This is a genomic window from Lactonifactor longoviformis (assembly GCF_042848515.1).
Taxonomy (GTDB): domain Bacteria; phylum Bacillota; class Clostridia; order Lachnospirales; family Lachnospiraceae; genus Lactonifactor; species Lactonifactor longoviformis.
In genome coordinates this window covers 2,831,578-2,855,641 of record NZ_AP031453.1, presented here as the reverse complement: position 1 = coordinate 2,855,641, position 24,064 = coordinate 2,831,578, and the positions used below count along the sequence as shown (strand labels likewise).

General features: G+C 47.2%; 23 protein-coding genes. 3 read left to right on the top strand and 20 right to left on the bottom strand.

What is annotated here, in order from left to right:
- Positions 1–4: 4 nt before the first annotated feature.
- The 14 genes from mutS to ACGHCT_RS13080 form a co-directional block, all read right to left on the bottom strand.
- Positions 5–2,674, bottom strand: a complete 2,670-nt coding sequence (mutS, locus tag ACGHCT_RS13145; protein ID WP_390436226.1) for a DNA mismatch repair protein MutS — start codon at positions 2,672–2,674, stop codon at positions 5–7.
- A gap of 5 nt (positions 2,675–2,679) precedes the next feature.
- A complete protein-coding gene (miaB, locus tag ACGHCT_RS13140) occupies positions 2,680–4,134 on the bottom strand; it encodes a tRNA (N6-isopentenyl adenosine(37)-C2)-methylthiotransferase MiaB (RefSeq protein WP_390436224.1) in 1,455 nt (484 codons plus the stop codon).
- A gap of 56 nt (positions 4,135–4,190) precedes the next feature.
- On the bottom strand, positions 4,191–5,081 hold the full coding sequence (locus ACGHCT_RS13135; protein ID WP_390436222.1) for a M14 family zinc carboxypeptidase: 891 nt from the start codon (positions 5,079–5,081) through the stop codon (positions 4,191–4,193).
- A gap of 128 nt (positions 5,082–5,209) precedes the next feature.
- Positions 5,210–6,466, bottom strand: a complete 1,257-nt coding sequence (locus ACGHCT_RS13130; protein ID WP_242946775.1) for a glutamate-5-semialdehyde dehydrogenase — start codon at positions 6,464–6,466, stop codon at positions 5,210–5,212.
- Positions 6,467–6,488: 22 nt separating this feature from the next.
- Positions 6,489–7,037 (bottom strand): 5-formyltetrahydrofolate cyclo-ligase, encoded by a 549-nt coding sequence (locus tag ACGHCT_RS13125; RefSeq protein WP_390436220.1) that lies wholly within the window; start codon positions 7,035–7,037, stop codon positions 6,489–6,491.
- A complete protein-coding gene (locus tag ACGHCT_RS13120; protein ID WP_072852790.1) occupies positions 7,015–7,236 on the bottom strand; it encodes a DUF896 domain-containing protein in 222 nt (73 codons plus the stop codon). Before ACGHCT_RS13120 ends, ACGHCT_RS13125 begins: the two co-directional genes overlap by 23 nt.
- Positions 7,237–7,255: 19 nt before the next feature.
- The gene (gene proB, locus ACGHCT_RS13115; protein ID WP_072852788.1) at positions 7,256–8,101 is read right to left on the bottom strand and encodes a glutamate 5-kinase; all 846 of its coding nucleotides are present in this window, start codon (positions 8,099–8,101) and stop codon (positions 7,256–7,258) included.
- A 103-nt stretch (positions 8,102–8,204) separates the two neighbouring features.
- Complete coding sequence (locus ACGHCT_RS13110; RefSeq protein WP_072852786.1) at positions 8,205–8,687, bottom strand: hypothetical protein; 483 nt, start codon at positions 8,685–8,687, stop codon at positions 8,205–8,207.
- Between the two features lie 60 nt (positions 8,688–8,747).
- Positions 8,748–9,905, bottom strand: a complete 1,158-nt coding sequence (locus ACGHCT_RS13105; RefSeq protein ID WP_072852784.1) for a DUF3048 domain-containing protein — start codon at positions 9,903–9,905, stop codon at positions 8,748–8,750.
- A gap of 14 nt (positions 9,906–9,919) precedes the next feature.
- Positions 9,920–10,417: an rRNA maturation RNase YbeY gene (gene ybeY / locus ACGHCT_RS13100; RefSeq protein WP_390436218.1), complete on the bottom strand. Its 498-nt coding sequence runs from the start codon at positions 10,415–10,417 to the stop codon at positions 9,920–9,922.
- A gap of 18 nt (positions 10,418–10,435) precedes the next feature.
- Complete coding sequence (locus tag ACGHCT_RS13095; protein WP_154259753.1) at positions 10,436–11,434, bottom strand: PhoH family protein; 999 nt, start codon at positions 11,432–11,434, stop codon at positions 10,436–10,438.
- Positions 11,427–12,665, bottom strand: coding sequence for a sporulation protein YqfD (gene yqfD, locus ACGHCT_RS13090; RefSeq protein WP_226904070.1), 1,239 nt, complete (start codon positions 12,663–12,665; stop codon positions 11,427–11,429). The genes ACGHCT_RS13095 and yqfD overlap by 8 nt, the downstream gene beginning before the upstream one ends.
- A gap of 15 nt (positions 12,666–12,680) precedes the next feature.
- On the bottom strand, positions 12,681–12,959 hold the full coding sequence (locus ACGHCT_RS13085; protein ID WP_072852776.1) for a YabP/YqfC family sporulation protein: 279 nt from the start codon (positions 12,957–12,959) through the stop codon (positions 12,681–12,683).
- A gap of 21 nt (positions 12,960–12,980) precedes the next feature.
- Positions 12,981–13,532: a DUF2284 domain-containing protein gene (locus ACGHCT_RS13080; RefSeq protein WP_256282006.1), complete on the bottom strand. Its 552-nt coding sequence runs from the start codon at positions 13,530–13,532 to the stop codon at positions 12,981–12,983.
- A 188-nt stretch (positions 13,533–13,720) separates the two neighbouring features.
- On the opposite strand from ACGHCT_RS13080, the gene ACGHCT_RS13075 reads away from it, so the two are divergent.
- The gene (locus ACGHCT_RS13075; RefSeq protein WP_256282005.1) at positions 13,721–14,386 is read left to right on the top strand and encodes a trimeric intracellular cation channel family protein; all 666 of its coding nucleotides are present in this window, start codon (positions 13,721–13,723) and stop codon (positions 14,384–14,386) included.
- Here the strand turns inward: ACGHCT_RS13075 and ACGHCT_RS13070 are convergent.
- The 4 genes from ACGHCT_RS13070 to ACGHCT_RS13055 all read right to left on the bottom strand — a co-directional run bounded on the left by ACGHCT_RS13070 (position 14,360) and on the right by ACGHCT_RS13055 (position 17,366).
- Positions 14,360–15,199, bottom strand: coding sequence for a DUF6179 domain-containing protein (locus tag ACGHCT_RS13070; protein WP_256282004.1), 840 nt, complete (start codon positions 15,197–15,199; stop codon positions 14,360–14,362). The genes ACGHCT_RS13075 and ACGHCT_RS13070 overlap by 27 nt on opposite strands.
- A 17-nt stretch (positions 15,200–15,216) precedes the next feature.
- Entirely contained in the window at positions 15,217–15,759 is a 543-nt protein-coding gene (locus ACGHCT_RS13065; protein ID WP_256282003.1) for a DUF6323 family protein, read from the bottom strand.
- A 176-nt stretch (positions 15,760–15,935) separates the two neighbouring features.
- Entirely contained in the window at positions 15,936–16,415 is a 480-nt protein-coding gene (locus tag ACGHCT_RS13060) for an NAD(P)H-dependent oxidoreductase subunit E (RefSeq protein ID WP_390436216.1), read from the bottom strand.
- A 132-nt stretch (positions 16,416–16,547) separates the two neighbouring features.
- Complete coding sequence (locus ACGHCT_RS13055; RefSeq protein ID WP_154259741.1) at positions 16,548–17,366, bottom strand: MerR family transcriptional regulator; 819 nt, start codon at positions 17,364–17,366, stop codon at positions 16,548–16,550.
- A gap of 150 nt (positions 17,367–17,516) precedes the next feature.
- On the opposite strand from ACGHCT_RS13055, the gene ACGHCT_RS13050 reads away from it, so the two are divergent.
- The gene (locus ACGHCT_RS13050) at positions 17,517–17,975 is read left to right on the top strand and encodes a helix-turn-helix domain-containing protein (protein WP_369523676.1); all 459 of its coding nucleotides are present in this window, start codon (positions 17,517–17,519) and stop codon (positions 17,973–17,975) included.
- The gene (locus ACGHCT_RS13045) at positions 17,976–19,151 is read left to right on the top strand and encodes a macrolide family glycosyltransferase (protein ID WP_390436214.1); all 1,176 of its coding nucleotides are present in this window, start codon (positions 17,976–17,978) and stop codon (positions 19,149–19,151) included. It begins immediately after the preceding gene.
- Positions 19,152–19,161: 10 nt separating this feature from the next.
- Here ACGHCT_RS13045 and ACGHCT_RS13040 read toward each other — a convergent pair whose 3' ends face one another.
- Both ACGHCT_RS13040 and ACGHCT_RS13035 read right to left on the bottom strand, forming a co-directional pair.
- Complete coding sequence (locus ACGHCT_RS13040; RefSeq protein ID WP_347563362.1) at positions 19,162–20,802, bottom strand: Na/Pi cotransporter family protein; 1,641 nt, start codon at positions 20,800–20,802, stop codon at positions 19,162–19,164.
- Positions 20,803–20,906: 104 nt separating this feature from the next.
- The gene (locus tag ACGHCT_RS13035) at positions 20,907–24,026 is read right to left on the bottom strand and encodes a bacterial Ig-like domain-containing protein (RefSeq protein ID WP_390436213.1); all 3,120 of its coding nucleotides are present in this window, start codon (positions 24,024–24,026) and stop codon (positions 20,907–20,909) included.
- Positions 24,027–24,064: the final 38 nt, after the last annotated feature.

The following is a 24,064-nucleotide window of genomic DNA, read 5'->3' as shown; positions in this document are numbered from 1 at the left end:
AGTATCACCACCGATTCTTTAATTTTGTCTGCAGCCGGTAGATGGTATTCAGGGCATCAATCGGCGTCAGGTTTCCAACATCTATGTTCTTCAATTCTTCCAAAATATCATTGTCCTGTACCGTATCCAGAAGAGAGATCTGATCCAGCTCCATCTGGTCATAGGTAACCTGTGCTTTTTTTCTGGTTCCCCTGGTCAGGGCAGAGTCCGCTGCAATCTCCTTGACCGCAGAAGTTATATCCGCATCGCTGAGCTCTTCAACCAGTTCCTTTGCCCGTTCAATCACGGTTTCCGGGACACCCGCAAGCTTAGCCACCTGAATGCCATAGCTTTTGTCCGCGCCGCCCTTTACAATTTTGCGGAGGAATACAATATCGTCCCCCTTCTCTTTTACGGCAATGCAGTAATTGTTTACCCCGGATAGCTTTCCTTCCAGCTCCGTCAATTCATGGTAATGGGTTGCAAATAATGTTTTTGCCCCCAGAAGTTTTGGATTGCTGATATGTTCAATCACAGCCCATGCAATGCTGAGTCCGTCAAAGGTACTGGTGCCCCGCCCGATTTCATCCAGAATCAGCAGGCTTTTGGGTGTTGCATTTCTCAGTATATTGGCAACCTCTGTCATCTCAACCATGAACGTACTCTGTCCGCTTGCCAGATCGTCAGATGCTCCCACTCTTGTAAAGATGCGGTCCACAATTCCTATGTTTGCTTCCTTCGCCGGAACAAAGCAGCCCACCTGTGCCATGAGCACAATCAAGGCTGTCTGCCGCATATACGTAGATTTTCCGGCCATGTTGGGGCCTGTGATTACGGACACTCTGTTCTTATTGTTATCCAGATACGTGTCATTGGGAATAAACATATCATTGGAGATCATTTTCTCCACCACCGGATGGCGCCCTCCTTTGATATCTACAATTCCTTTGGTATTAATCTTTGGCCTTATATACTGATTCCTCTGCGCCACTACAGAAAGAGACGCGAAAACGTCCAGACGCGCAATGGCCTTGGCCGTCTTCTGAATCCGCAGCACTTCTTTTGCAATGGTTTCCCGCACCTGGGCAAACAGCTCATACTCCAGAGCGAATAACTTATCCTCCGCACCTAAGATCGTATCTTCCAGCTCTTTCAGCTCCGGTGTGATAAAACGTTCCGCATTGGTCAGTGTCTGCTTTCTTGTATAAGTGTCAGGTACCATAGAAAGAAAAGAATTCGTCACTTCCAGGTAGTAACCGAAAACTTTATTGTATTTCACCTTGAGATTTTTGATGCCGGTGCTCTCCCGCTCCTTTGTCTCCAGCTCTGCCAGCATACTTTTTCCTTCCGTCTTTGCACGGCGGAACTTGTCTACCTCATCGTTGTATCCTTCTTTTATAATGCCTCCCTCTTTCATAGCCAAAGGAGGTTCTTCCAAAACAGCGCGGTCAATGAGCTGAAAGAGGTCCTGGAGATCGTCCATTTCCTCCCTGACAGAAACCAGTTCCGCACAGGAGAACTCTCCTAAAATCTGCCTGATATAAGGGAGCATTTGAAGGGAGGATTTAAACGCTATGAGATCCCTGGGGTTAGCTGACTGGTAGCTGACACGGCTTACCAGACGCTCCAAATCGTAAACTGGTCCGAGATATTCCCGTATCTCCTCCCTGGAGATGGCCTTCTCATTCAGTTCCCCGATGGCGTCCAGGCGCCGGTTGATGGATTCCTCTTCAATCAGAGGCTGCTCTACAAAGCTTCTGAGCATTCTGGCTCCCATAGCGGTTTTTGTCTTGTCCAGCACCCATAGAAGAGAACCTCTTTTCTGCTTTTCCCGAAGTGTTTCCACCAGTTCCAGATTTCTCCGGCTGGAACTGTCTATGAGCATAAAGCAGTCTGTAATATAGGGGGTTATGGTAGTCATATGGGAGAGCGAAGTCTTCTGCGTCTCTGTAAGATACTGAAACAGAGCACCCGCTGCAATTACTCCGCAGTCATAATCCTTTAACCCCAGCCCTTCCAGAGATTTTACCTGAAAATGCTCCAGGAGAGCACGTCTGCACAATTCGTCGTCAAAATACCAGTTATCCAGTGAGTATACGGTGATTCCCAGACGGTTCCGCATATCCTGTATATCAATCCCGCACATATAAAATGGTTCATTGCAGATGATTTCTGCCGGGGAAAACTTATTGATCTCGTCCAAAAGCTTTCGGGATTTATTTACCTCTGTGAGGAAGCAATCCCCTGTAGTGACATCCGCCACGGCAATTCCAAAGATTTCGTCAATATAGACCAGGGACATGATATAATTGTTCTTTGTCTCGTCCAGGGCCTGGGTATTCAGAGTCGTACCGGGGGTGACTACCCGCACGACTTCCCTCTTTACCATACCCTTTGCCTGTTTGGGGTCCTCCACCTGTTCACAGATTGCCGCTTTATATCCCTTTTCAATGAGACGGTTTATATACGTCTCCGCAGCATGAAAAGGAACTCCGCACATGGGAGCCCGCTCTTCCATTCCACAGTCCTTGCCTGTCAGGGTAAGTTCCAGTTCTCTGGAAACCGTCAGTGCATCGTCAAAGAACATCTCATAGAAATCACCCAGACGGTAGAATAAGATACAGTCCGGATATTCATCCTTTGTCTTTAAATAATGTTGCATCATTGGTGATAATTTATCTCTGTTAATTTCCATTCCCTTTATCCTTCGTCTTTTATTGCTGTCCCCATATAGTAAAAACCTTTGCATTCGTCCAGCGAAACTCTGCATAATTTTCCTATCATAGAGGCATCCCCCGGAAAATGTACCAGCAGATTATTTCCCATCCGCCCTGTCACCAGAGAATTGTCATGTTCATTCACTTCTTCCACTAGAACCTCCTGTACCGTTCCGGTAAGCCGTGAAGAGGTCTCCCTTGAGATTTCCTGCACTTCTTTCAGCAGACGGTCGAAGCGCTCCTTTACTACCTCCTCCGGAACCTGGTCCTCCATAACAGCCGCCGGAGTTCCAGTTCTTTTGGAATAGATAAAAGTGAAAGCACTGTCATACCTTACTCTTCTGATAACATCCAGCGTTTCCAGAAAATCTTCTTCTGTCTCCTGGGGAAAGCCTACGATAATATCTGTGGTCAGGGATATATCGGGAACAGCGGCTCTGATTTTATCCACTAATTGTAGGTATCTCTCTTTTGTATAATGCCGGTTCATCTTTTCCAGAATCCGGCTGCTGCCGGACTGGAGCGGCAGATGGAGATGAGGACAAATTTTTTTGCTCTCTTTCATAACCTGGATCAATTCATCTGAGAGATCCTTTGGATGAGAAGTCATAAAGCGGATCCGCTGAATTCCCTCAACCTTTTCAATCTCCCGGAGAAGTGCGGCAAAGGTCATAGGCGTTTCCAGTGTCTTCCCATAGGAGTTCACATTCTGCCCTAAAAGCATGATTTCTGCCACCCCATCAGCAGCGAGTGCTTCGATTTCCCGTATAATATCTCTTGGGTTCCTGCTTCTCTCACGTCCCCGGACATAGGGTACTATGCAGTAGCTGCAGAAGTTATTGCAGCCAAACATGATATTGACACCTGATTTGAAGGGATATTTCCGTTCACTGGGCAGATCTTCTACAATCTGATCCGTATCCTTCCAGATATCAATCACCATTCGATTGGAATCCAGAGCCGTGGCAATCAATTCCGGGAATTTGTAAATGTTATGGGTTCCGAAAATAAGGTCCACAAAGGAATAGCTTTTCTTCAATTTTTCAACCACGTGGGGTTCCTGCATCATGCAGCCGCAGAGGGCGATCATCATATGAGGGTTCTTTTTTTTCAGACTGTGGAGATAACCCAGACGGCCATAGACTCTCTGATTGGCATTCTCCCGGACGGTACAGGTGTTGTAAATAACGAAATCCGCCTGTTCCGAATCCGCCTGCTCATATCCGATCTCCTCCAGAACCCCCACAAGCTTTTCAGAATCCCTGGCATTCATCTGACAGCCAAAAGTATTCACGCAAAAAGTCAGGGGGCGCCCCAGCTTTTTGGAAGCTTCCCCAATTTTCTTTTTGGCTGCTGCCATATAATAATACTGTCTTTGAGGTTCTTCCAGGGGGGCTTCCCCTGTAATATCTATTGTATCCATAGAAATATTTGACATAATAATTTCCTTTCTTTCGTGTTCATCAGCAATTATACCAACCATATCTTGTATTTTCAAGACATTTTCAAAACCGCAAGAGGAACGGAACGGATTTCGGCATAGGTCTCGGCTTGATAATCCGCCGACAGGGGAAAGGAAGCCTCGTCCGGTACGGTTTCTATGGTGATTGCGGGCTTCTGAAAGGTTTCAGAATAGTAATTTACGGAGTTTCCCCCGCTGATTACGGATAAGAATTCTTCTTCCTTTTTGCCGAGTGCGTAATGGCAGATTTTCTGCAGCTGGCGGGCCAGGCGGAAACTTTTCTGGTTGTACAGAAAGGGCATAGCATTTCTGTAGTAGTAAATCAGTCTTCCCCTGGAATGAAAGTCCAGATAGGCCACGGTTTCATAGCTGTGAAAAAGTTCAATGAGAGCTTTCGTCTCATTCTCACTCCCGGGATAATCTTCAGGCTGCTGCTGAACGTAGGATTTGCAGGGGAAATTTCTGTTAATGTCTACGCACCTGGCGTTGTATTTCCAAACACTCCAGTCAATCTCTTTCATCCGCATGCTGTGCCGCAGCACCGGATGGCGGATCCCGGAAAATCCCTGAAGGGCTGTTTCATAGCCATCCGGATTCACCAGGGGCACAAAACAAATAGAATAGGTATTACAGAGTTTATGTACGTCATAGATATCGTATAATAAGGTACGCTTCTCATAGGCCTCGCTGTACTCTTCTATCATGCGGACCAAAACAGCCGGATTCACACACTCTCTTCCGTGGATACCGGCTGTACATATGAGAACCTGTTCTCCCAAGCCCAGCCGTATCATAGGAATCGGGCGATTGTCATGACTGAGTCCTATATTCCGGAAAATAAGAAAATCTGAGTAGGCGGCAGCCAGAAGTTCCATAGCATCGTATAGTTCGTCATATGTATAGTGCTTGTCTAAAGAAATCATAAAAAGCCTCCTCTGCATACTTTAACGTACGGCATTCTGCCGTGCGCCTGCCCGCAGAACATGTAAAGAATGTCCGCAGACAAATGTTTCCACTAAAGTATATGAAGAGGAGGTTTCTTTTATGACACCTATGGACGTATCTGTCCGTTTCCATAGATGATATATTTGGTTGTGGTCAGCGCCAGAAGACCCATGGGGCCCCTGGCGTGCAGTTTCTGTGTGCTGATGCCAATCTCAGCTCCATAACCGAACTCAAAGCCATCTGTAAAACGAGTGGAGGCATTCACATACACCGCGGCCGCATCTATTTCATCCAGGAATTTCTGCGCATGTGCATAATCATTTGTGATGATAGCCTCTGAATGCTTGGTATTGTACTTATTTATATGGGCAATGGCCTCATCCAGAGAGTCTACAATCTTTACGGACAGGATATAATCCAGATATTCCCTGCCCCAGTCATCCGGTTGTGCAGGCACCGCGCCAGGCAGAAGAGAGAGCGCCCGTTCATCGGCGCGCAATTCAACTTCATGGGTCCGGGCCAGGCGGGCTGCCAGAAGAGGGAGAAAAGCTTTGGCCGCTCTGCCGTGCACCAGAAGGGATTCACAGGCATTGCAGACACCAACTCTCTGCGTTTTGGCATTCGTGACAATATCCGCCGCCATAGAGAGGTCAGCAGACTCATCTACATAGATATGACAGTTCCCGGTACCTGTCTCGATCACAGGAATGGTGCTTTCATTTACCACGGTGCGAATCAGACCTGCACCTCCCCGGGGAATCAGCACATCCACATATTGATTCAGCTTCATGAAGGCCGCCGCCGTCTCTCTGGAAGTATCTGTAATCAGAGATAATGCATCCGGAGTGACTCCGCAGGACTCCAGGCTTCTGCGGATACAGGCTACAATAGCCTGATTGGATTCTATGGCATCGCTTCCGCCCTTTAATATGGCCGCATTTCCGGTTTTGAAGCAAAGTCCGAAGGCATCTGCCGTAACATTAGGTCTTGCCTCATAGATAATGCCCACAACCCCCAGAGGAACTCTTTTCTGTCCGATGAGCAGACCATTGGGACGCTTTTTCATTCCCAGTACTTCCCCCACAGGGTCATCCAGCTTTGCCAGCTGGTACAGCCCCTCAGCCATACCCTGAATCCGCTCCCCGGTCAGTGTCAGACGATCCAGGAGCCCTTCCGGCATTCCCTTTTCTTTTCCCCTGGCCACATCAGCCGCATTGGCTTTCAGAATAATATCTGTATATGTACGTAGATCATCAGCTGCTTTTACAAGCACTTCATTTTTAACTGATGTCTCCAGGCCCCGCAGCATGATTTCTGCGTCCCTGGCTTTTCTTCCTATCTGTTCCAGCATTGTGTTCGCCATAGTTCTTTCCCCCTGCTTACTGCTATTCTATGATCTCTTTTTCCGTCACCAGTTTATCCGGAAGGATATCCGTCTCTTCGTAAGGTGCTTCGGGCACCAGCTGGAAATCAAAAGCCACTGCAACAGTGGGATGTTTGGTGTGCCTGCTGAGATACCGGTCATAGAATCCCTGTCCGTACCCCACCCGGTGGCGCGCCCGGTCAAAGGCAACTCCCGGGACTATCATCAGAGCGTCCTCCCACTCCACGGCTTCCCCTCTGGCTGGTTCCGGAATCTGAAAATATCCTGGTTCCAGCTGTTCAAAGGAGTCCAGCTGGTAAAAAATCATATCCTTGCCGTGTACTTTCGGTACCGCCACCTTTTTCCCCATTTCCCAGGCATGGGTGATAAGCTCTTTTGTGGAAACCTCATGATTGTAGTCTGCATACGCATAGATACAGGAGGCTTCTTGGAATTCAGGGAGCAAAAACAGCTTCTCCATAATCAAATGGCTGTCTGCCAGTACCTGTTCCTCTGTCGCTTCACTTCTCTTCTTAAATATCTCTTTTCTAATGACCTTTTTTGCTTCCATACTTTTCCCCCAGATTAACGACGCTTCCGTCTTTTTCTACCAAATCAATTGAATCAAGCTGAGATCTGAGATTCATCCGCACCAGTGCGATATACTCCTGGCGAAGCTTAGCCTGTTCTTCCCTCTCAGCATCCGTGAGGCCTTCTGCTTTGGCCTTTCTTGCCAGTTCATTGATTCGGTTTAGTTTCATTGGATCCATAGTTTACTGTGTTCTCCTTTTACAATAATTTTTCTATATAGTCTATCAGATAAAATTCTTCTTTGGCATTGGCCAGAAATAAGGTGCCGTGATTGCGGCCAGATATTATCTTGTGAATAATATGGAAATCCTTTCCATTGGCGATCACCATATCCGCCCCCGCACTGGTTGCTATGGTAGCGGCGGAAAGCTTCGTGGCCATCCCTCCGGTCCCCACATTGCTTCCGGTGCTGGATTTGCCCATACCCAGTAAGGTATCATCAATGGTCTCAACCACCTCGATAAAACGTGCATTAGGATTTGCATTGGGATCATCGGTAAATAAACCGTCAATATCTGAGAGCAAAATCAGAAGATCCGCTCCGATCAGAGCCGCAACTACGGCAGAGAGATTGTCGTTATCCCCGAATTCAATTTCATAGGTAGAGATAGTATCATTCTCGTTGACAATAGGGATTGCCCCCATGTGCAGCAGTTCCTTAAACGTATTCTTGGCATTCTGGCGGTTCAGGTTATCCACCATAGTGTTCTTTGTCATTAGCACCTGGGCCGCGGTTTGGTTATACTCAGAAAAAAGCTTCTGATAGATCATCATCAGACGGGCCTGCCCAATCGCTGCACATGCCTGCTTTTCCGATACAGAATTGGGCTTTCTGTCAATGCCCATTACCCGGCTGCCCACAGCGATTGCACCGGAAGAGACGAGCACAATGTCCTTCCCCTGATTGTGAAGATCGCTTAATTCCCTTACCAAAATTTCCATCTTTGTGAGATTCAGTCTCCCCGTCTCTGCATGGGTCAGAGAGGAGGAACCTATCTTAATCACAATTCTTTTTTTATCTTTTAAACGTTCACGTATATTCATAGCTTTTCTCCCTGTAAAGTCATATCGCTCTTATATTACAACATTTTTTTCTGTTCGTCCAGAGGAGCGCGGTCTAGACCGGAGTACAGAGAGAAGACCCGGTTCAGCTGGAGTAATTCTCCAAAAAACTGTATAGTTCGTCCACTGTTGGGATGGTCTTTCCTTCTTTAATTTCTGCCTGGAGCTCTTGTGGGAGACTGTCTGTGGCTATGTCTGTGTATTCGTAAACCGTCTCGCCGTCCTCCAGATATACGGTTACGGAATTATCAGTATCTTTGATAAGAAAATTCTTCTCTTCCTCCTGACTCTGTCTTAAAACTATATGGTCAGAAGAATAGCTTACCACCTGAAATTGCTGCTGATCCAGCTTTCCGGTAGCTGCATCGTAGATTTCAAAGGTATACAGGGCATCCTTTCTGGGAAAGCTCCCGGACGCATCCGTCTCCTGGGCATTCAGCCTGTCTACGGTGCGGTTCAGGACCATCAGCCTGTCTTTGAGAGAACTGACCTGGTAATTTGTATAGAATCCTGCACTTAGAAAGAATACGGCAATAAAAATGCCGATACTATAGTATGCTTTACGCATGAGATATCACTCCTTTTTGACTATAGTATCGACCAGATTTTGCTAATTATTCAGCTGCGTCTATTCTGCGTCCAGATTCTCGTCCACCTCTGAAGGAGCGGGCTGCTCTGTACCGGTTCCGTCATTGATTTCTACATTGGCTGCTTCTGTATCCTGTACAATACATACCCATGTTTTTCCGGTATTCAGCGTAATCTCGTTTCCGGATGCGTCATAATAACGGGTGGGACCCCATTCATTGCCATTTTTCGTCCAGGTCACATCTATGGCCTGCCCGTTGGTAATATACTTGCCGCTGCCCCCGGATAAGGTATCCACATTCAGATAAGAACCATCCGGGTAATATTCCCAGGGAGAATACTCAATAAGAATATTCTTGTAGGCTAATTGTTCCCCGGTCAGCTCATCAATCTGCGGTTCCCCATACTGGAAACGGTAGTAAAGACCGTCATCCTGGTGATACTCAAACCAGGGGTCATTAACCTTATAGTGCAGTCTCACATAAGCTGCAGGGGATGCGTTCTCCAGAGAAACAGTCTCACCTACCTTGGCAAACTGGTAGTGTCCTGTATAATCAGAAGAATACTCCTGCGTATATCCGTTAATCTCTATTCCTTTTTGAAGGCCCTCAAAACTTGTATAGGCATTGTGGGGAGCTTTTCTGTCTTTTGTCCGGTAATACACCTGGCTTCCATAACCCGATAGTCCGCTTAAGTTGTTGACATTTTCCAGGTCCAGATACGGCAGGGCATACGCTGCCTGACCGTAGTGGGCATAAATGGCATCAAACTCCAGGGCATAATATATATAATAATCCCGGCAGCTTCTGACAGAGCCTATTTTGGTGAGGTTGTCGTAGTCCTCGAAGATCCCCATCAAACGGGTGATTCCTCCCTCTACAGGCGCCTCGTATACTACTCCGGCATTGGCTATTCCTGCCTGGGGAACAGCTTTTTTGATATTGTTAAGCATTACGGCAACCGGCCGCCTTGTACCGATGGCTTCAGAAACGTATTCTCCGGTCAGGTAACTCTTTACCATACCGTCTGGAATCTGTTCCTTGTCAGGCACTTCTGCTTCAACAATTTCTTCCGGCTCCTCCTCCTGTACAGGTTCTTCTTCCTTTACCTCCGGTTCCTTCGGCTCTTCCTTCTTGCCGCATCCAAACAGCACTGCTGATGCAAGAACACAGGCCAAAACCACCTTATAACGCTTCATGTGACTTCCTCCATTTATCTTTTGATTTGTAAACCGGACAGGATTGCTTCCTGCTTTTCTTCCATTACAGCTGCTTCCCCGGGGGTCATATGATCATATCCCAAAAGGTGCAGCATACTGTGAGCAATCAGAAAGGCAAACTCCCGAAGCTGGGTATGTCCGTAGGCCTCTGCCTGCTCCTTCATACGGGGAACAGATATCATGATATCTCCCAGCATAAGCTCCCCCGTATCGGGATTAAAGCAGTCATCTCCCATGGCTTCAATTATACCATAGTCTGCCGGAGATGAAAATGGGATCATGGGAAAAGACAGAACATCTGTCTCCTTATCCAGTCCTCTGAACTCCCGGTTTACCCGGCGAATCTCTTCCTCGCCGGTGAGAACCAGGCCGATCTCCGCCTCATAGGGACACACTTCCCGGTCGAGAGCTGCCTCTGCAACCTGCCTGGCAATCGTCTCAAAATCAAAAGAAATTTCCTGTTCCTGTTCATTTTCTATTGTTAATGTCATACGCTTATCCTCTGTCCTTTATCTCTCCCGTTCTCTGCGGGTATTCTTTTGTGGCTTCTGCCTTTTCTCATACGTATCATAGGCCTGTACAATCTTCTGCACCAGCGGGTGGCGAACCACATCCTTGCTGGTCAGCTGGGAAAAGGAAATACCCTCAACCTTTTTCAGCACCTGCAGGGCCACATCCAGCCCTGAACGGGCTCCGCTGGGGAGATCCTTCTGGGAGAGATCTCCTGTGACAATTACTTTCGACCCAAATCCAATACGGGTCAAAAACATCTTCATCTGCGCAGGCGTGGTATTCTGTGCTTCGTCCAGAATTATAAAGGCATTGTCCAGGGTTCGCCCCCGCATATATGCCAGAGGAGCCACTTCAATCAACCCTTTTTCCATATTCTTGGCAAAGCTTTCCGCCCCCATAATCTGATACAGAGCATCGTAGAGGGGGCGCAGATAAGGATCTACCTTGCTCTGCAGATCTCCCGGCAAAAAGCCCAGCTTCTCCCCGGCTTCGATGGCCGGCCGGGTAAGAATGATGCGGCTCACTTCATTGTTCCGGAAGGCTGTAATGGCCATGGCCATGGCCAGATATGTCTTGCCGGTACCTGCAGGACCCAGTCCGAATACAATCATATTCTTCCGAATCTGATCCACATACTGTTTCTGCCCCAAGGTCTTAGGCTTGATAGGGCGTCCGTTTATGGTATGGCAGATACAGTCTCTGTCGATCTCTACAACATTCTGCTCCTTCTCCTCAAAAGAAAGAGATAAGGTATAGTTTACCTGTTGTTCCGTAATAGTATTCCCTCTCCTGGAAAGCTCTGTGAGCTGCTCGAATACCTTTTTCGCCTGTCTGGTATTCTGTTCCTTTCCAAGAATCTTAAGATTGCCGTCCCTTGAGATAACGGTTACATTCAGGGTCTTTTCTATCTTTTTTACATACTCATCAAATTGTCCGAATACGTTTCTTTCATGGTCGATGGGTATTTCCATCAGGGTTTCAACGATATTACTCATCCGTCTCTGCTGTCCTTTCTTCTGCTTCCGGAGGCGCCACCACTTCTGTGGGAGCTTCCTTTCCTATCTTTTCTATCACTTCGATGGATCCTTTCGAAATACAGGAAGTGGAATTTATCTCTATTTTAACACGATTGTCACAAATTTCTACCCCTTTTTCAGATAATTTATCCAGAAAAGAGGTAAGCTTCCTCTGGGCCTTCTTGGTGGCTTCTGCCTTGGTATAGGTTAAGGTTTCCGGCGTATATTCATAGTCCGTAATGGTTCCGTAACTGATGGGGAGGTAAAAATTTTCCGTAAGCTTCACTCTGTCCGTGGATGATACGCTGTGGTAATCCGTAAACGGGGCACGCCCTCTGGTAGAAAAATAAGTGTCCATAATCTGCAGTATATAGTGCTTTTTTGTCTTTCCTGTATAAACCCTTTTATCGTAGGACAGCGGAAACTCCTGGTAATACTGGTACTGCGTCCGCACATAGATATCGGCATCGGAATGCACATACTCTCTCTGGGCCGTCTCTCCGCTGTCATCTTTTATATCCAGCCGTCCCAATACAAGAATATCTCCTTCTTTGCACACATCCCCTTTTGCCATCTGGGGAGTTCCCTGCCGGGTTACCATTGAGACGATGGTTCCTCCCTTTTCAGCCACAAGGTCACAGGGAGAGGTGTCTGCCGCCTCTTCCTCCACATACCGGTCTGTATTTTCCTGCACATGGAGAATCAGCCGTGTCCCCTGTATCTTGGTAGACACCCAGATAATATCCGGAAATTCCTTTCGTATCTGGGCTGATATCCAGGCGCAGTCAAGTTTTCTTTTGGCAATTCCGTGATGGACATCCAGCTCATCGAGATAGAGGAGAATGGACTGGGTACTGTTGGACAGGTTCCCATCCACATGTATATTCCAGATATATAAAGACATACTGTAAAGCAGGAACAGGCAGAGAGCAATCCCAATAAAAAAGGCCTTTCTCTTTTTGTTTTTGTAAAAAAAGAAAGGCAGTCCATATTTTCCCTTAATCATGATTCTGGTCTTTGTTTTTTTGCAAAGCGGCTTTAGCTGATAAAAGCCCTGAATCGTTATATTCATTTCATAGTAATTCTCCACATGAGTCAGATCCCAGATGGGAATATTATGATTGGCACACAGATTTAAAAAGCGTTCCGGTTCCTTGCTCATCAATCGGATATGCAGATAACCCTTTCCGTAATATTTCCATTTTTTCAAATATCATACCTCCGTTTATTCGTGATATACGTGAAGAATACAACCCTGTATCTTCATTTCTTCGCTGGTATAATACTCTATTTTCAGGTTTCTTCCCTCCACCCGGATTTTCCCTTTTTTTGTCTGAACCAGGATCCCCCAGTCTTCATATTCCAAAATGCTTTTATAATTTTCTATGTATAGCTCTGAACTTCCCACAATAGTAACCACCACATCGCGGTAAGCCAAGTCCCTTGGAATCTGCAGAGTGTTCACTATGTCGCCGGCTAATTTTTTAGGCTTCTTATGCTTCACAAAAAGCCTCCCTTGTGGTTATTATTCTCTAATATATGTATCCTCCAGGAAAATAATTCCAAACCAAAGGATTTGATTGTAGCCGATGGTGTAATCCATCTCAAAACGCTCTGCCAGCTCGGTCACCACGATTCCATGGCTCTCCACACAGGGGTGCATCTGCTCCGGAAAACGGCAGGGGCTGTCGGGATAGGCACACTCGTCACAGATGTCACAGGATTCTGTGGACAGTGCCATGCAGTGGATTCCCTGACCTTTGATAAAGGCTTCTATCCGGGCAACAATATCCTCGTGTTCCCTCCTGGTGCCCAGAGTTTCCTCCATATTCATAATATCAGAGACCTCAGCCACTGTGGAAAAGAAAAAACACTGAGGATAGGACAAGCACCGTTCCCGGCACTCTTCCAGAGTACCTACACCGGGAGGGCAGGCCCAGGTAGTTCCATATCGCTGGCATTCCTGCTGGCATATCGTCCGGATTCTGGGAGAAAATACCAGCTCCTCTGTGGGGATAAACACGTATTGATAGATGGGAAACTGACTGATAAAAGTCTCAAATGCTTCCATATTCATTGTATAAGAATCTCCTTCCATTTTACCTTAAGGCTATTGTATCTGAATTGTCATAAAACTGCAAGAACCGGTAGCTCTGAGACTTTTCCTGTGGTAAAATAATGGTACTGTTCACATGTCACTGTCCCGCGGGTTGCTTTGCACAGTAAAATACACTTACTACTATTACAGCTTTGGAGGAATAGATAATGGAAATTCACTGGACAATGCTCTTTGCTCTGGAAGCCGCAGGCACGATTGCCTTTGCCTCTTCCGGCGCCATGGTGGCTATAGAAAAGAATCTGGATCTTTTGGGGATTATTGTACTTGGAGTCATAACTGCAGTAGGCGGAGGGATGATAAGGGATATTACCATTGGCAATATCCCTCCCAGCCTGTTCCGCAATCCCGTATATGTATGGATGTCCCTGATCACAGTACTCCTGCTCTTTCTGGTTATCCGTTTTCATCCCAGAATTATGGAGGGCAGATACCGCTCCACTTACGAAAAGGTTATGAATATCTTTGATGCGGTAGGTCTGGGCGCGTTCACTGTCGTAGGCATTAACACAGCCATAGAAGCCGGATACGGCGACTATCGGTTTCTGGCGGCTTTTCTGGGCGTTGTCACCGGTGTCGGAGGGGGAATGCTGCGGGACATTATGGCAAACCAGACACCCTATGTACTCCGGAAACATTTCTATGCCTGTGCTTCTATTATCGGCGCTGTCTGCTATATCTTTTTACGGGAACTCATTCCCGGAAACAGTGCCATGCTGCTGTGTGCTTTTATTGTGGTTATAATCCGTCTTCTGGCAACCAGATACCGCTGGAATCTGCCCAGAGCTTCAGGAAAAAATAAAGACAGAAGATAAGGTGCCGTGTGCCAGGCTGTTTTCTATCCGCGCTGCCAGATCCCGGCTCAGCTGCATAAAATACCGGGACATGCCGGGGATATCTGTCCCCCGGGTGATAATCTTAATGATGCCTGCCGTCTTTCTCTCCACCTGCTTAGGCAAGTCTCCCGAGAAATAGCGTTCTATCTCTTCTTCGTGCTTCTCATAAAGAACTGGTTCATATAAAGGGCAGTCTGCAAGAAAACAGCCAATGGCATTGATAAGCACCAGCTCACTTATATTTCCCATATAAGGTGCCCTGTTTCGTTCCTCCTGCTGCCTCACCAGATGTTCTGTTCCTTCAGGGGAAAACAAAGTAAGAAACTTCTGTTCCAGTAAAAGGTTTCCCAGATACTCATAAACCAAATCGATTCCCTGCTGCCTGTAATCCAGAAACAGTGGCGGGTAGTCCAGTGTGAGCAGGTGGTCCTGGGGGCAAAACCGGGCATCGTACCTGAGAAAAAACTGGGGCATACCCTTTTGAACCGTGTCTCTGTAATTAGCGCATCCGTAAAAGAAGAAATTCTCCATCAGCTTCTCATAAAGTTCCTTTGTCCGCCATACTTTATGAATAACCGCCTCATAGCCGGCTTCATAAGCTGCTCTGGCCGTTAGTTGATGTTCTGCGGCCAAAGAATTGGGAGAAGAATGTTCCAGTTCCTCGATACAATAAATGACCGCTTCCATCAGGCTTCGGGCAGTTTCATAGGGCACAGAGCTGCTCTCCTTGCTGGTGTATTTGTCAATCAGATACGAAACCACAGGCAACACTTCCTCTGCTGTATATGTCATAGTACTCCTTTCATGGGCTATCGCCAGGCCAGCTCCTTCAGAGCCTCAAGATACAGTTCACTGTCCCACCGTTCTTCCTCGCTGAACCCTTCATATTCACCGCTGCCGCCTGAAGCCAGATACCCATCGTACCCATAGCGTATTGCCCGTGCGAACCGCTCCAGACAGGTAGATTCCAGGTATTCCAGGTCTCCGAAGCAGATGTTCTCAAAGGTGTCCTTCATAAATTCCAGCAATTCGTCATCTGACAGTTTCTCCAGAGACTCGTTCTTAAAGCGGTAAAAGATATCCTGAAGCCTGGCCAGGGTGCTTCCATAGGTATCGGAAGTAATGTAGGAAGAGTCGCAGAAGGTATAGATAAGCTTATCCAGGATCCCGCCGCCCAGTTCCACCCTCTGATAGGCTTTGAGGCTCTTATTTCTGCACTGGATCAGCTCCTTTGCCTCTTCTGCTGAAAGAGACAGGCCGAAAGACTGGGTTTGCTTGTTGCAGTCCAGAATCAGGCGCGTCTCCTCTTCCTGCTTCTGCACCTGCCATAGGGCGAATATATTCTCTGTCACAGTATCACTCCTTTCTGTAGGTGGAGCTAATTATACGGCCCGGCAAGAGGGATTGCAAGACTTGAAAAAAAGCCTGTTTTGTGGTAATATAATACTTAGAAAAGAGGCAGAACCGTATGGTTTCTGCCTCTCATTTTGTATTCAGCCCTGCAGCAAACAATTTTTTCATGCCGGTGTCACAGATTTTTAACCACTTCCAGAATCTCCTCTGGGGACCGTCCATAATACCACATCCCATCGATCACGGCATTGGGCGCTGTTCTGCAGCGCTTCAGACAGTTTTGCGTCCTGAGATAAATGCTTCCGTCTTTGGAAACACCATTTTTTCCGATCTGGAGCTCTTTTTTAAGTATGGCAAGGAGTTCTTTCCCGCCCTTTCTGTGGCATCGTTCTCCCGTGCAGATAAGGATTTCATGGGAGTAGGGGATCTCTTTCAGGGAAGGGGAGAGACGAAGCAGCACTCGGATAAAGGACAGCTTGACTCCAGCAGCCTTTGCTGCACGCTCGCTCAGCCAGACAGGGATACTGCCATAGGCCTCTTGAAGCTCCCAGAGCATTTCTTTTATTGTATTCTGCTCTCCTCTGTTTTCCAGACTGCTGTAATACTCCAGAATCTCATCAAGCTGCTGTTCTGTCTCATGTTTGATTTCCTTCATTTTTATTCTCCTGTCATTGTCCGGCAAAAGCCGGCAAGTACTCTGTTGGATATCATCCTTCAGAGATAGCTTGCCCTGAATTTTAAAGTATATGCCCCGGGACCGTTCGAACAGGAAACTAGGATCAGAGTATTATTTTTGCTTTATGGGATAGCAGACCTCTGTGACCAATTCTTCCGGATTCTGCGTCTGTGCCGGACTTACATGATAGATGCAAAAAGAAGGCCCGCTGATCTCATATCCGTTGTCACACAGCCATTTGGCGACAGCTTCATTTACTTCTGTGATTTTTTCGTAGCTGCCCTGATAAGTGGCGGATGCAATTTCAAAAGCATCCACTGTTTTGAATTTCACATGTTCGGTATCTTTATAGGTCCCCTTTACCTGAAGCTGTATTTCTACATCCACCTCTCCGTCACTGAATCCTTCGTCGTGAAACAGGGCAAGGCCGCAGCAGGGCTCTTCTTCCTGGAGATTCATGGCTGCAGTCTCCTTGTATAAGGTATTCCACAAAATATGTTCCTGATGATACGCAGGTATTACCATTCTCACGCTTGCTACATATCTTTTCGGCATTATTTTTTTTGTCACATCATAATTCATCATAAGTTCATCCTTTCCCAGCCTCCTAATGGCTGTATCAAGGAGCTGCAGACGGCGCTTTGCCTCTTCCGCCTGTTCCTGCACTTCCAGCTGCTTTATCTCCAGATATTGCTTCAGCGCCTCTGGATCATGGTAATTCTTCAGCAGCTCTGCGATGGCAGTAAGGCCAAATCCCATATCCTTCAGTGCGGCAATCCGTCCGGCCACAGGAAGCTGTGTCTCGCTGTAATAGCGATAACCGGTAAAAGGGTCTGTACTGGCAGGAATTAAAAGGCCTATCTGATCGTAATGGCGCAGCATCCGTATACTTATCCTTGACAGTTTTGAAAAATCTCCTATTTTCAGCATGTTTCTACCTCCACATATATGTGTTTTTGAGCTCACTGTCAGTATAGAGTATAACACTGTGAGAGAGTCAACTGGAAATAACATCAATGTTATCATTCGTTGATAGACATTAATTCAAAAAAGAACTACAATGTAGGAAAAATGAAAGGCATGATAAATATGAAAAATATGATTGGAACCAATCTAAATAGATTAAGAAAACTGCATCAATATACCCAGGAGGAGGTTGCGGAAATGCTCTCCGTCTCCAGACAGTCAGTGGCCAAATGGGAATCGGGGGAATCTATGCCTGATATGATAAGCTGTGCAAAACTGGCGGAAATATTCGGAGTCACAATTGATAACCTCGTTCACCATTCGGAAGAAGACTCCGGCCTTGTGATTCCCATGAAAGGAAAATATTTTTTCGGAGCTGTCACAGTGGGGGAGAGAGGCCAAATCGTAATACCCAAAAAAGCCAGAGAAATCTTTCATATCCACCCGGAAGATCAACTCTTAATACTGGGCGATGAAGAGCGGGGACTGGGCATTGTCCATCAGAGAGAGCTGATGAAATTCGTGGGCAGGATGGGGGTTGCGTGCAGCGATATCACAGAGGAGGAAACATAGATGGGAAAAGTAGTATATTTTTGTATTCCAGCTTACGGACATACCAACCCCACCATAGCAGTTGTGCGGGGGCTGGTAAAACGGGGACACGAGGTATGGTATTATTCTTTTGCACCTTTCCGGGAAAAAATTGAGGATACAGGAGCCCATTTTATCCCCTGTGATCATGCTTTGCCCGAGCTGAAGTCCTCCGACGAAAAAAAGATCGGAAAAGATTTTGCTGCCCTTATCGAGATGGTCGCCGACACTACTATAGCTCTGAATGAACAAGTCTGCCGGGAGCTCACCCATATAGCTCCTGACTGTATTGTAACTGATTCCCTGTGTTTCTGGGGAAAATTGTTTGCCAGGAAGCTTGCCGTTCCCTGGGTGTGCTCTACCACAACCTTTGCCTTCAATGAACATACAGCCAAACTGATGAAGGGAACTCTGCCGGAAACCCTGCGCCTGCTGACCGGAATGCCCCGGATCAACCGGAAAATCTCCCAGCTGCGCCGGAATGGATTCCCCATTGAGAATTTTATCTCCATCATACAGAACGACAACCATACAGACACCATTGTCTATACCTCAAAAGAATTCCAGCCCATGGCAGAACTCTTTTCCCAACGGTATGCCTTTGTGGGACCTTCCATTGACCATATCTCCGTCCCTCCCGACAGCAGAACACGACAGCGTGTCTATATCTCCTTAGGTACCGTGAATAACAGGAACCGGCGATTCTATCAAAACTGTATTGAGGCGTTTCGCAAAGAAAATCTGGACATAGTGATGTCTGTGGGCGAAAAAACAGATATCTCCTCTTTTTACCAGGTTCCGGAACACTTCCATATTTTTCGGAGCGTAGATCAGATCCGGGTTCTGCAGAATACCGATGTCTTTATTACCCACTGCGGCATGAACAGCGTAAACGAGAGTCTGTACTACGGAGTCCCTATGGTGCTCTTCCCGCAGCAGGAGGAACAGCGCCTTGTGGCAGCCCAGGCTGCCGCTGCCGGGGCCGGCATTCTTCTGAAACACTCCCGTTCTGAAGATCTGAAAAGCGCTGTCCGGGAAGTGCTTGGCAATGACCGGTTCAAAGTCTGTGCCCAAAAACTGGCAGACAGCTTCTCCCGGGCAGGAGGGGCTGCAAAAGCAGCAGATGCCGTATGCGAAGTGATGAACCGGTCCCGTTAATCCTGTCACCTTATATGTACTGCTTCTCTTCCTCCGGGTCTTTTTCCAGGATAGAAAAAGCAATATTCGTTGCATGATCGGCCACACGCTCCAGGCCGGTCACCAGATCCGTGAAAATAATACCCGCCATGGGAGAACAGGTTCCCTTCGCCATCCGCCTTACATGGTTCTCCTGCAGCTCCCGCTCCATATGATCAATGCTGTCCTCAAGCTCCAGAATATCGGGAAGATTCCTGGGATCCAAAGAAGTAAACATTTCCATAGACTTTTCCAGAATCTCCATGGCCTTCCCGTGCATTACCAGAATTTCCTTCTCCCCCTTCTCGGTAAATGTAATGCCGTCTTCTCTGCATTTTACCGCCGCATCTGCAATATTTTCCGCATGGTCGCCAATCCGTTCAATATCGCTGACCACATGAAACAATCCTCCGATCCGCTCAGCATCTGCCACCGGCAGCTGAAGCTGATTGATGCGCACCAGATAATCCGTAATTTCCCGGCTTAAAAAGTCTATCTGTTTTTCTGTCTCATACACCTGGCTTATCTTGTCCTCATTCCCATCAAAGAAAGCTTCCATGGATAGGCTCAGATTCCCCTTGGTAAGGGCGGCCATCCGCTCAATTTCCTGTGTTGTCTCTACCACGGCAGTAGACGGGGAAAAGATGTTCTGCTTTCCAATATAAAGGAGCTGGTACCCTTCACTCTCCTTATCCTCACCAGGAATCAGCCGTTTTGTCAGCTTCACAAACTGCGTGGAGAGAGGCAAAAACAAAAGTGTCTGAAAGGTCTTATAAAAGGTATCTGCATTTGCCACACACCTTCCCACATCGGAGCCCGAAATTTTCAGAATAAAGGGTTCAAAATACTGCATGCCAAAGACAAGCAGCCCCCCGATAATAATCATGCCGAAGACATTAAATAATACATGAATGAGAGCCGCCCTCTGGGCATCTTTTTTCGCTTCCAGACAGGCCAGGACCGCCGGCGTACAGGAGCCGATATTACAGCCTAAAATTACATAAAAACATACTGGGAGTCCCACTAGTCCCTGGCTTGCCATCAGCAGCAGAATACTTACCGTTACAGAAGAGCTCTGCACAATCACAGTCAGAACAGTGCCAAGCAGAATCCCAAGCAGCGGATTATCAAGGCTGCCAAGGACCTGCAGTACCGTCTGATACTGTCTAAGTCCTGCCATAGCATCCTTCATCATACTGATCCCCATAAACAGTGCCCCGAATCCCAGAATAACTTCCCCTATTTTTTTTACCATGGGTTTTCTGCCGAACATCATAAATACGGCGCCTACAAACAAGATAAATGGGGCAACCCCTGTGAGATTAAAAGCAACCAGCTGAGAAGTGATAGTTGTACCGATATTTGCGCCAAAGATGATTCCCACAGACTGAGCAAGCGACATGATTCCGGCGTTGACAAAGCTGACAACCATAACCGTAGTTGCTCCTGAGGACTGGATAATTGCAGTAAAAAGTGCGCCAAAAAAAACCGCTATCATTTTATTCTTGGTCATGGCCTCCAGTATATTCCTTAGTTTTGCCCCGGCTGCCTTCTGCAGCCCCTGGCTCATAAAATTCATACCAAATAAAAACAGACCAAGTCCGCCTAATAACGTCAAAAGTAATTCCATCATTTTCTCCTTAGTTTTAACAAGAATTGCCGCATTTCACAGCTCCTGACCAGGTATTATAATCCGGAACAGCGGCTGTGAAGTACGGCCGGCATACAGCCGGAGGTTCACCTTGGAATCCAGGCACCTCCGGCATTAAAATAATAACGGCTTTTTCCGATCTGTAACCAACCGGCAGCCATCGCTCCGCTTCCTTTCAGGTAATACCAGGTACTTCCCAGCTTCAGCCAGCCCGTGGCCATCGCTCCGCTTCCCTTCAGGTAATACCAGGTGTTCCCAAGCTTCAGCCAGCCCGTGGCCATCGCTCCGCTTCCCTTCAGGTAATACCAGGTGTTCCCAAGCTTCAGCCAGCCCGTGGCCATCGCTCCGCTCTCCTTCAGATAATACCAGGTGTTCCCAAGCTTCAGCCAGCCCGTGGCCATTGCTCCGCTCTCCTTCAGATAATACCAGGTGTTTCCGAGCCTCAGCCAGCCCGTGGCCATTGCTCCGCTCTCCTTCAGATAATACCAGGTGTTTCCGAGCCTCAGCCACCCGGTTTGCCTGTAGCCGTGATTATTAAAATAATACCATCTGTTTTCAATCAGCACCCAGCGGGAAATGGGATACGTGCCGTCGGCATACACATACCTCCATCCCTCACTGTTTTGTACCCATCCTTCTTTTCTTTCAGGAGGCGGAACCACGGTTTTTTCAGAAATACTCACAGTAAAATAACAGTATATATTTTCACTGTAAGAAACTTTTATGGTTTGACTGCCTGTGCGGGAAGAGTCGAAGCCTGAAATTCCATACTGGGAATCATTCAGGCCTATGACTGTATTATCAGCCAAAACTGCCTGTACTGCCATCCCTGATGTATCCAGCTGTTCCCCTGTCTCATATTGCCTTTTGGCCGGAGGAATACAGGTAATCCTCACCACTGGATTCTCCGTGGGATCCGGTGTGTCTGTGCCGGAAGGCTCCTCCAGTTTCTTTGTTTTCAAAAAAGCACCGGGATAATTGGTATATGCTATATAGATATATTCATTATCTGTATGAAGAGCAACCTCAGGATAAGAGGCGGTATCTACTGAACGATCCACCGCGCCTCCAAAGGGTTCCCATACCGCATCCTTATACCGATACACCGAGACTTTGTAGCTCTCACCAGAGGAAGCCTGCATAACTGCCGCATACGGAATCCCTCCGGCCACCGTCAAATCACAGGCGATTCCACGTGCTGTCATTGCAAAATCACCTGCCGCAGACCAGTTTCCTTCAGAAAACCGGTATGCCTGAAGTGTCTGTCCGTCGTCGCCGTCAATAGCCGCACAGAGGTAAACCGATTCTTCCTCCCCCGGAGAGACCGCAAAGATACTGGATACAGCTTCTGGAGCCGGCAGTTCTTCTATAGATGCATCACCTGCTATTTTATATACAGAAATCTGGTTGTCCGGAAAAGAGCGGGCCGCCAGATATGCAGTGTCACCCTCCGCTTGTATGGATGGATTATATCTCTCCCCCAGACTTACAGAGGTAACCTCTCTGCTGTCCGGCTGAAATCTTATAAGCTTCAGATCCGGGGTTGCCTCCAGAGTATCCGTATAGGAGATGTATAGACTGTCTCCGGCGGCAGCGGCCTGGTAGTCTCTGTTATATACGTTAGACGCTAATGGTATGGTCTCCCAACTGCCATTTACGAACATAGCAGCAAAAAGGGTGCTGCTCCCGTCCCTCTGGCTGGTATACAATATGCAGGGGATATCCCTGTAAAATAACAGCCGTTCGCTTCCGGCGGCCGCCGCCGGAAGCCCGGGAGCGACTTTGCTCCAGCTGCTATTATTCCAATGGGACAGATACACAGTTTCTCCATCGTCGTGAACAGCATAGATATCATTGGAGGAATGAATAGCGGCAGAGAACTGGGAGGTGAAAGCGAAATCTGTATCCAGGCCGCAGGTGTCCCACAGTTCCAGGTCCCCCAGGTCCCCGAATTCAACGTCAAAGGTAATGTTCTCTCCCCCTCCGGCACTCACATTTTTTATTACAATTCCTGAATTGCTTCCATCCGAAAAGCTTATTATACTTTCTTCCGGCGTATTGTCTGCAATGGTTCTTGTAAAATCCGCAGATCCAAAGGACGTGCGGTTTATCTCCGGAGCCGCAGACAGGAAAGACTGACTGAGATCTTTGGAACAATTCTGTTCATCCGTCACCCCCGGCCGAAAAATGTAGACACCATCTTCCCTGGAAGCATAATTCGTCAGACCTGCAACCTTGGTATTTATGCGGTAGATAATCAGCCCGCTTCCCGGAATCTTAATATCCAAAGGCTTGCTGCTGAAATCATAAACCGGCTTTTTCCTGTATTCTACTACAAAAAATTCGTTGGAGGAAAGAGGGGATTTCAGAATATATGCATGAGTTCCTTCTGCATTCGTCTGGGTATCCAAAGTCAATCCCTTTGCAGATTCTGTAATGGTATCTATTTGCGTCCATCCGGCAACAGACTGGCGCAGGTAAGCAAGTGGGTACTGAAGATATATGGAAGAGCTTGCCATAAGATCCCAGGTCCCTACTGGGCTGTCATCTGCCGCACCGTCTCTGTATAAGTCGGGAAATCCTATGGAGTGCAGAAATTCGTGGCAGATAACGCCCTCCCTGCTTATGCTGTCTTCAAATACACTGTATCCGTTCAGCATATTGTAAGAAAAGACTTCCTTTCCTCCGATGGTCCCGCTGCCGTCGTAATTAGCCTTGTGGGAATAAAAAGGGCTCCCCCGATCATCGGAAAAGGGCTTATCTGCCACTATAACCAGATTGTCCACCGTTCCGTCCCCATCATAATCCAGAGTCTCGGATGTCTGGATCTGATCTATCACATAATCGACCAGAGAATATTCATCAGAAGCTGACTCCGGCGGAACCACATAAGGGGTAAAAGAGACGCCGTCATACTGGGGAAAAATATTATGTACCTGAAATTGTCCGTAAGAAATCTCTGTAAGGTAACTGGAGAGAGAGGTTCCGTATCCTGGATCCTCCCACAGTTTAAATATTTCTTCGCCTTTATCTTTTACAAAATTCTTTGCTGTGAGGGGTTCAAACTGTACAAAAACCACTAAATTGGCAAATTCTCTGACTTCCTCCTTCCGGGAAGCGGCTGATGTACAGACAGGCGGCAGCAGACTGCCTGACAGCAATGCAAGTATCAGCAGACAGACTGCTGTTTTCGTTTTCGTTTTCATAACTAACCTCCTGTCTGAATAACGCCTTTCTGACAGCC

Excerpts from the sequence above, each read along its gene's own strand:
- ACGHCT_RS13055 (WP_154259741.1), bottom strand. The coding sequence starts at position 17,366 with ATGCTGAAAATAGGAGATTTTTCAAAACTGTCAAGGATAAGTATACGG.
- miaB (WP_390436224.1), bottom strand. The coding sequence starts at position 4,134 with ATGTCAAATATTTCTATGGATACAATAGATATTACAGGGGAAGCCCCC.
- ACGHCT_RS13105 (WP_072852784.1), bottom strand. The coding sequence starts at position 9,905 with ATGAAGCGTTATAAGGTGGTTTTGGCCTGTGTTCTTGCATCAGCAGTG.
- ACGHCT_RS13035 (WP_390436213.1), bottom strand. The coding sequence starts at position 24,026 with ATGAAAACGAAAACGAAAACAGCAGTCTGTCTGCTGATACTTGCATTG.
- ACGHCT_RS13135 (WP_390436222.1), bottom strand. The coding sequence starts at position 5,081 with ATGATTTCTTTAGACAAGCACTATACATATGACGAACTATACGATGCT.
- ACGHCT_RS13050 (WP_369523676.1), top strand. The coding sequence starts at position 17,517 with ATGATAAATATGAAAAATATGATTGGAACCAATCTAAATAGATTAAGA.
- ACGHCT_RS13045 (WP_390436214.1), top strand. The coding sequence starts at position 17,976 with ATGGGAAAAGTAGTATATTTTTGTATTCCAGCTTACGGACATACCAAC.
- ACGHCT_RS13110 (WP_072852786.1), bottom strand. The coding sequence starts at position 8,687 with ATGCGTAAAGCATACTATAGTATCGGCATTTTTATTGCCGTATTCTTT.
- mutS (WP_390436226.1), bottom strand. The coding sequence starts at position 2,674 with ATGGAAATTAACAGAGATAAATTATCACCAATGATGCAACATTATTTA.
- ACGHCT_RS13125 (WP_390436220.1), bottom strand. The coding sequence starts at position 7,037 with ATGGAAGCAAAAAAGGTCATTAGAAAAGAGATATTTAAGAAGAGAAGT.
- ACGHCT_RS13075 (WP_256282005.1), top strand. The coding sequence starts at position 13,721 with ATGGAAATTCACTGGACAATGCTCTTTGCTCTGGAAGCCGCAGGCACG.
- ACGHCT_RS13095 (WP_154259753.1), bottom strand. The coding sequence starts at position 11,434 with ATGAGTAATATCGTTGAAACCCTGATGGAAATACCCATCGACCATGAA.
- ACGHCT_RS13060 (WP_390436216.1), bottom strand. The coding sequence starts at position 16,415 with ATGAAGGAAATCAAACATGAGACAGAACAGCAGCTTGATGAGATTCTG.
- ybeY (WP_390436218.1), bottom strand. The coding sequence starts at position 10,417 with ATGACATTAACAATAGAAAATGAACAGGAACAGGAAATTTCTTTTGAT.
- ACGHCT_RS13120 (WP_072852790.1), bottom strand. The coding sequence starts at position 7,236 with ATGGATCCAATGAAACTAAACCGAATCAATGAACTGGCAAGAAAGGCC.
- proB (WP_072852788.1), bottom strand. The coding sequence starts at position 8,101 with ATGAATATACGTGAACGTTTAAAAGATAAAAAAAGAATTGTGATTAAG.
- ACGHCT_RS13070 (WP_256282004.1), bottom strand. The coding sequence starts at position 15,199 with ATGACATATACAGCAGAGGAAGTGTTGCCTGTGGTTTCGTATCTGATT.
- ACGHCT_RS13040 (WP_347563362.1), bottom strand. The coding sequence starts at position 20,802 with ATGATGGAATTACTTTTGACGTTATTAGGCGGACTTGGTCTGTTTTTA.
- ACGHCT_RS13130 (WP_242946775.1), bottom strand. The coding sequence starts at position 6,466 with ATGGCGAACACAATGCTGGAACAGATAGGAAGAAAAGCCAGGGACGCA.
- ACGHCT_RS13080 (WP_256282006.1), bottom strand. The coding sequence starts at position 13,532 with ATGAATATGGAAGCATTTGAGACTTTTATCAGTCAGTTTCCCATCTAT.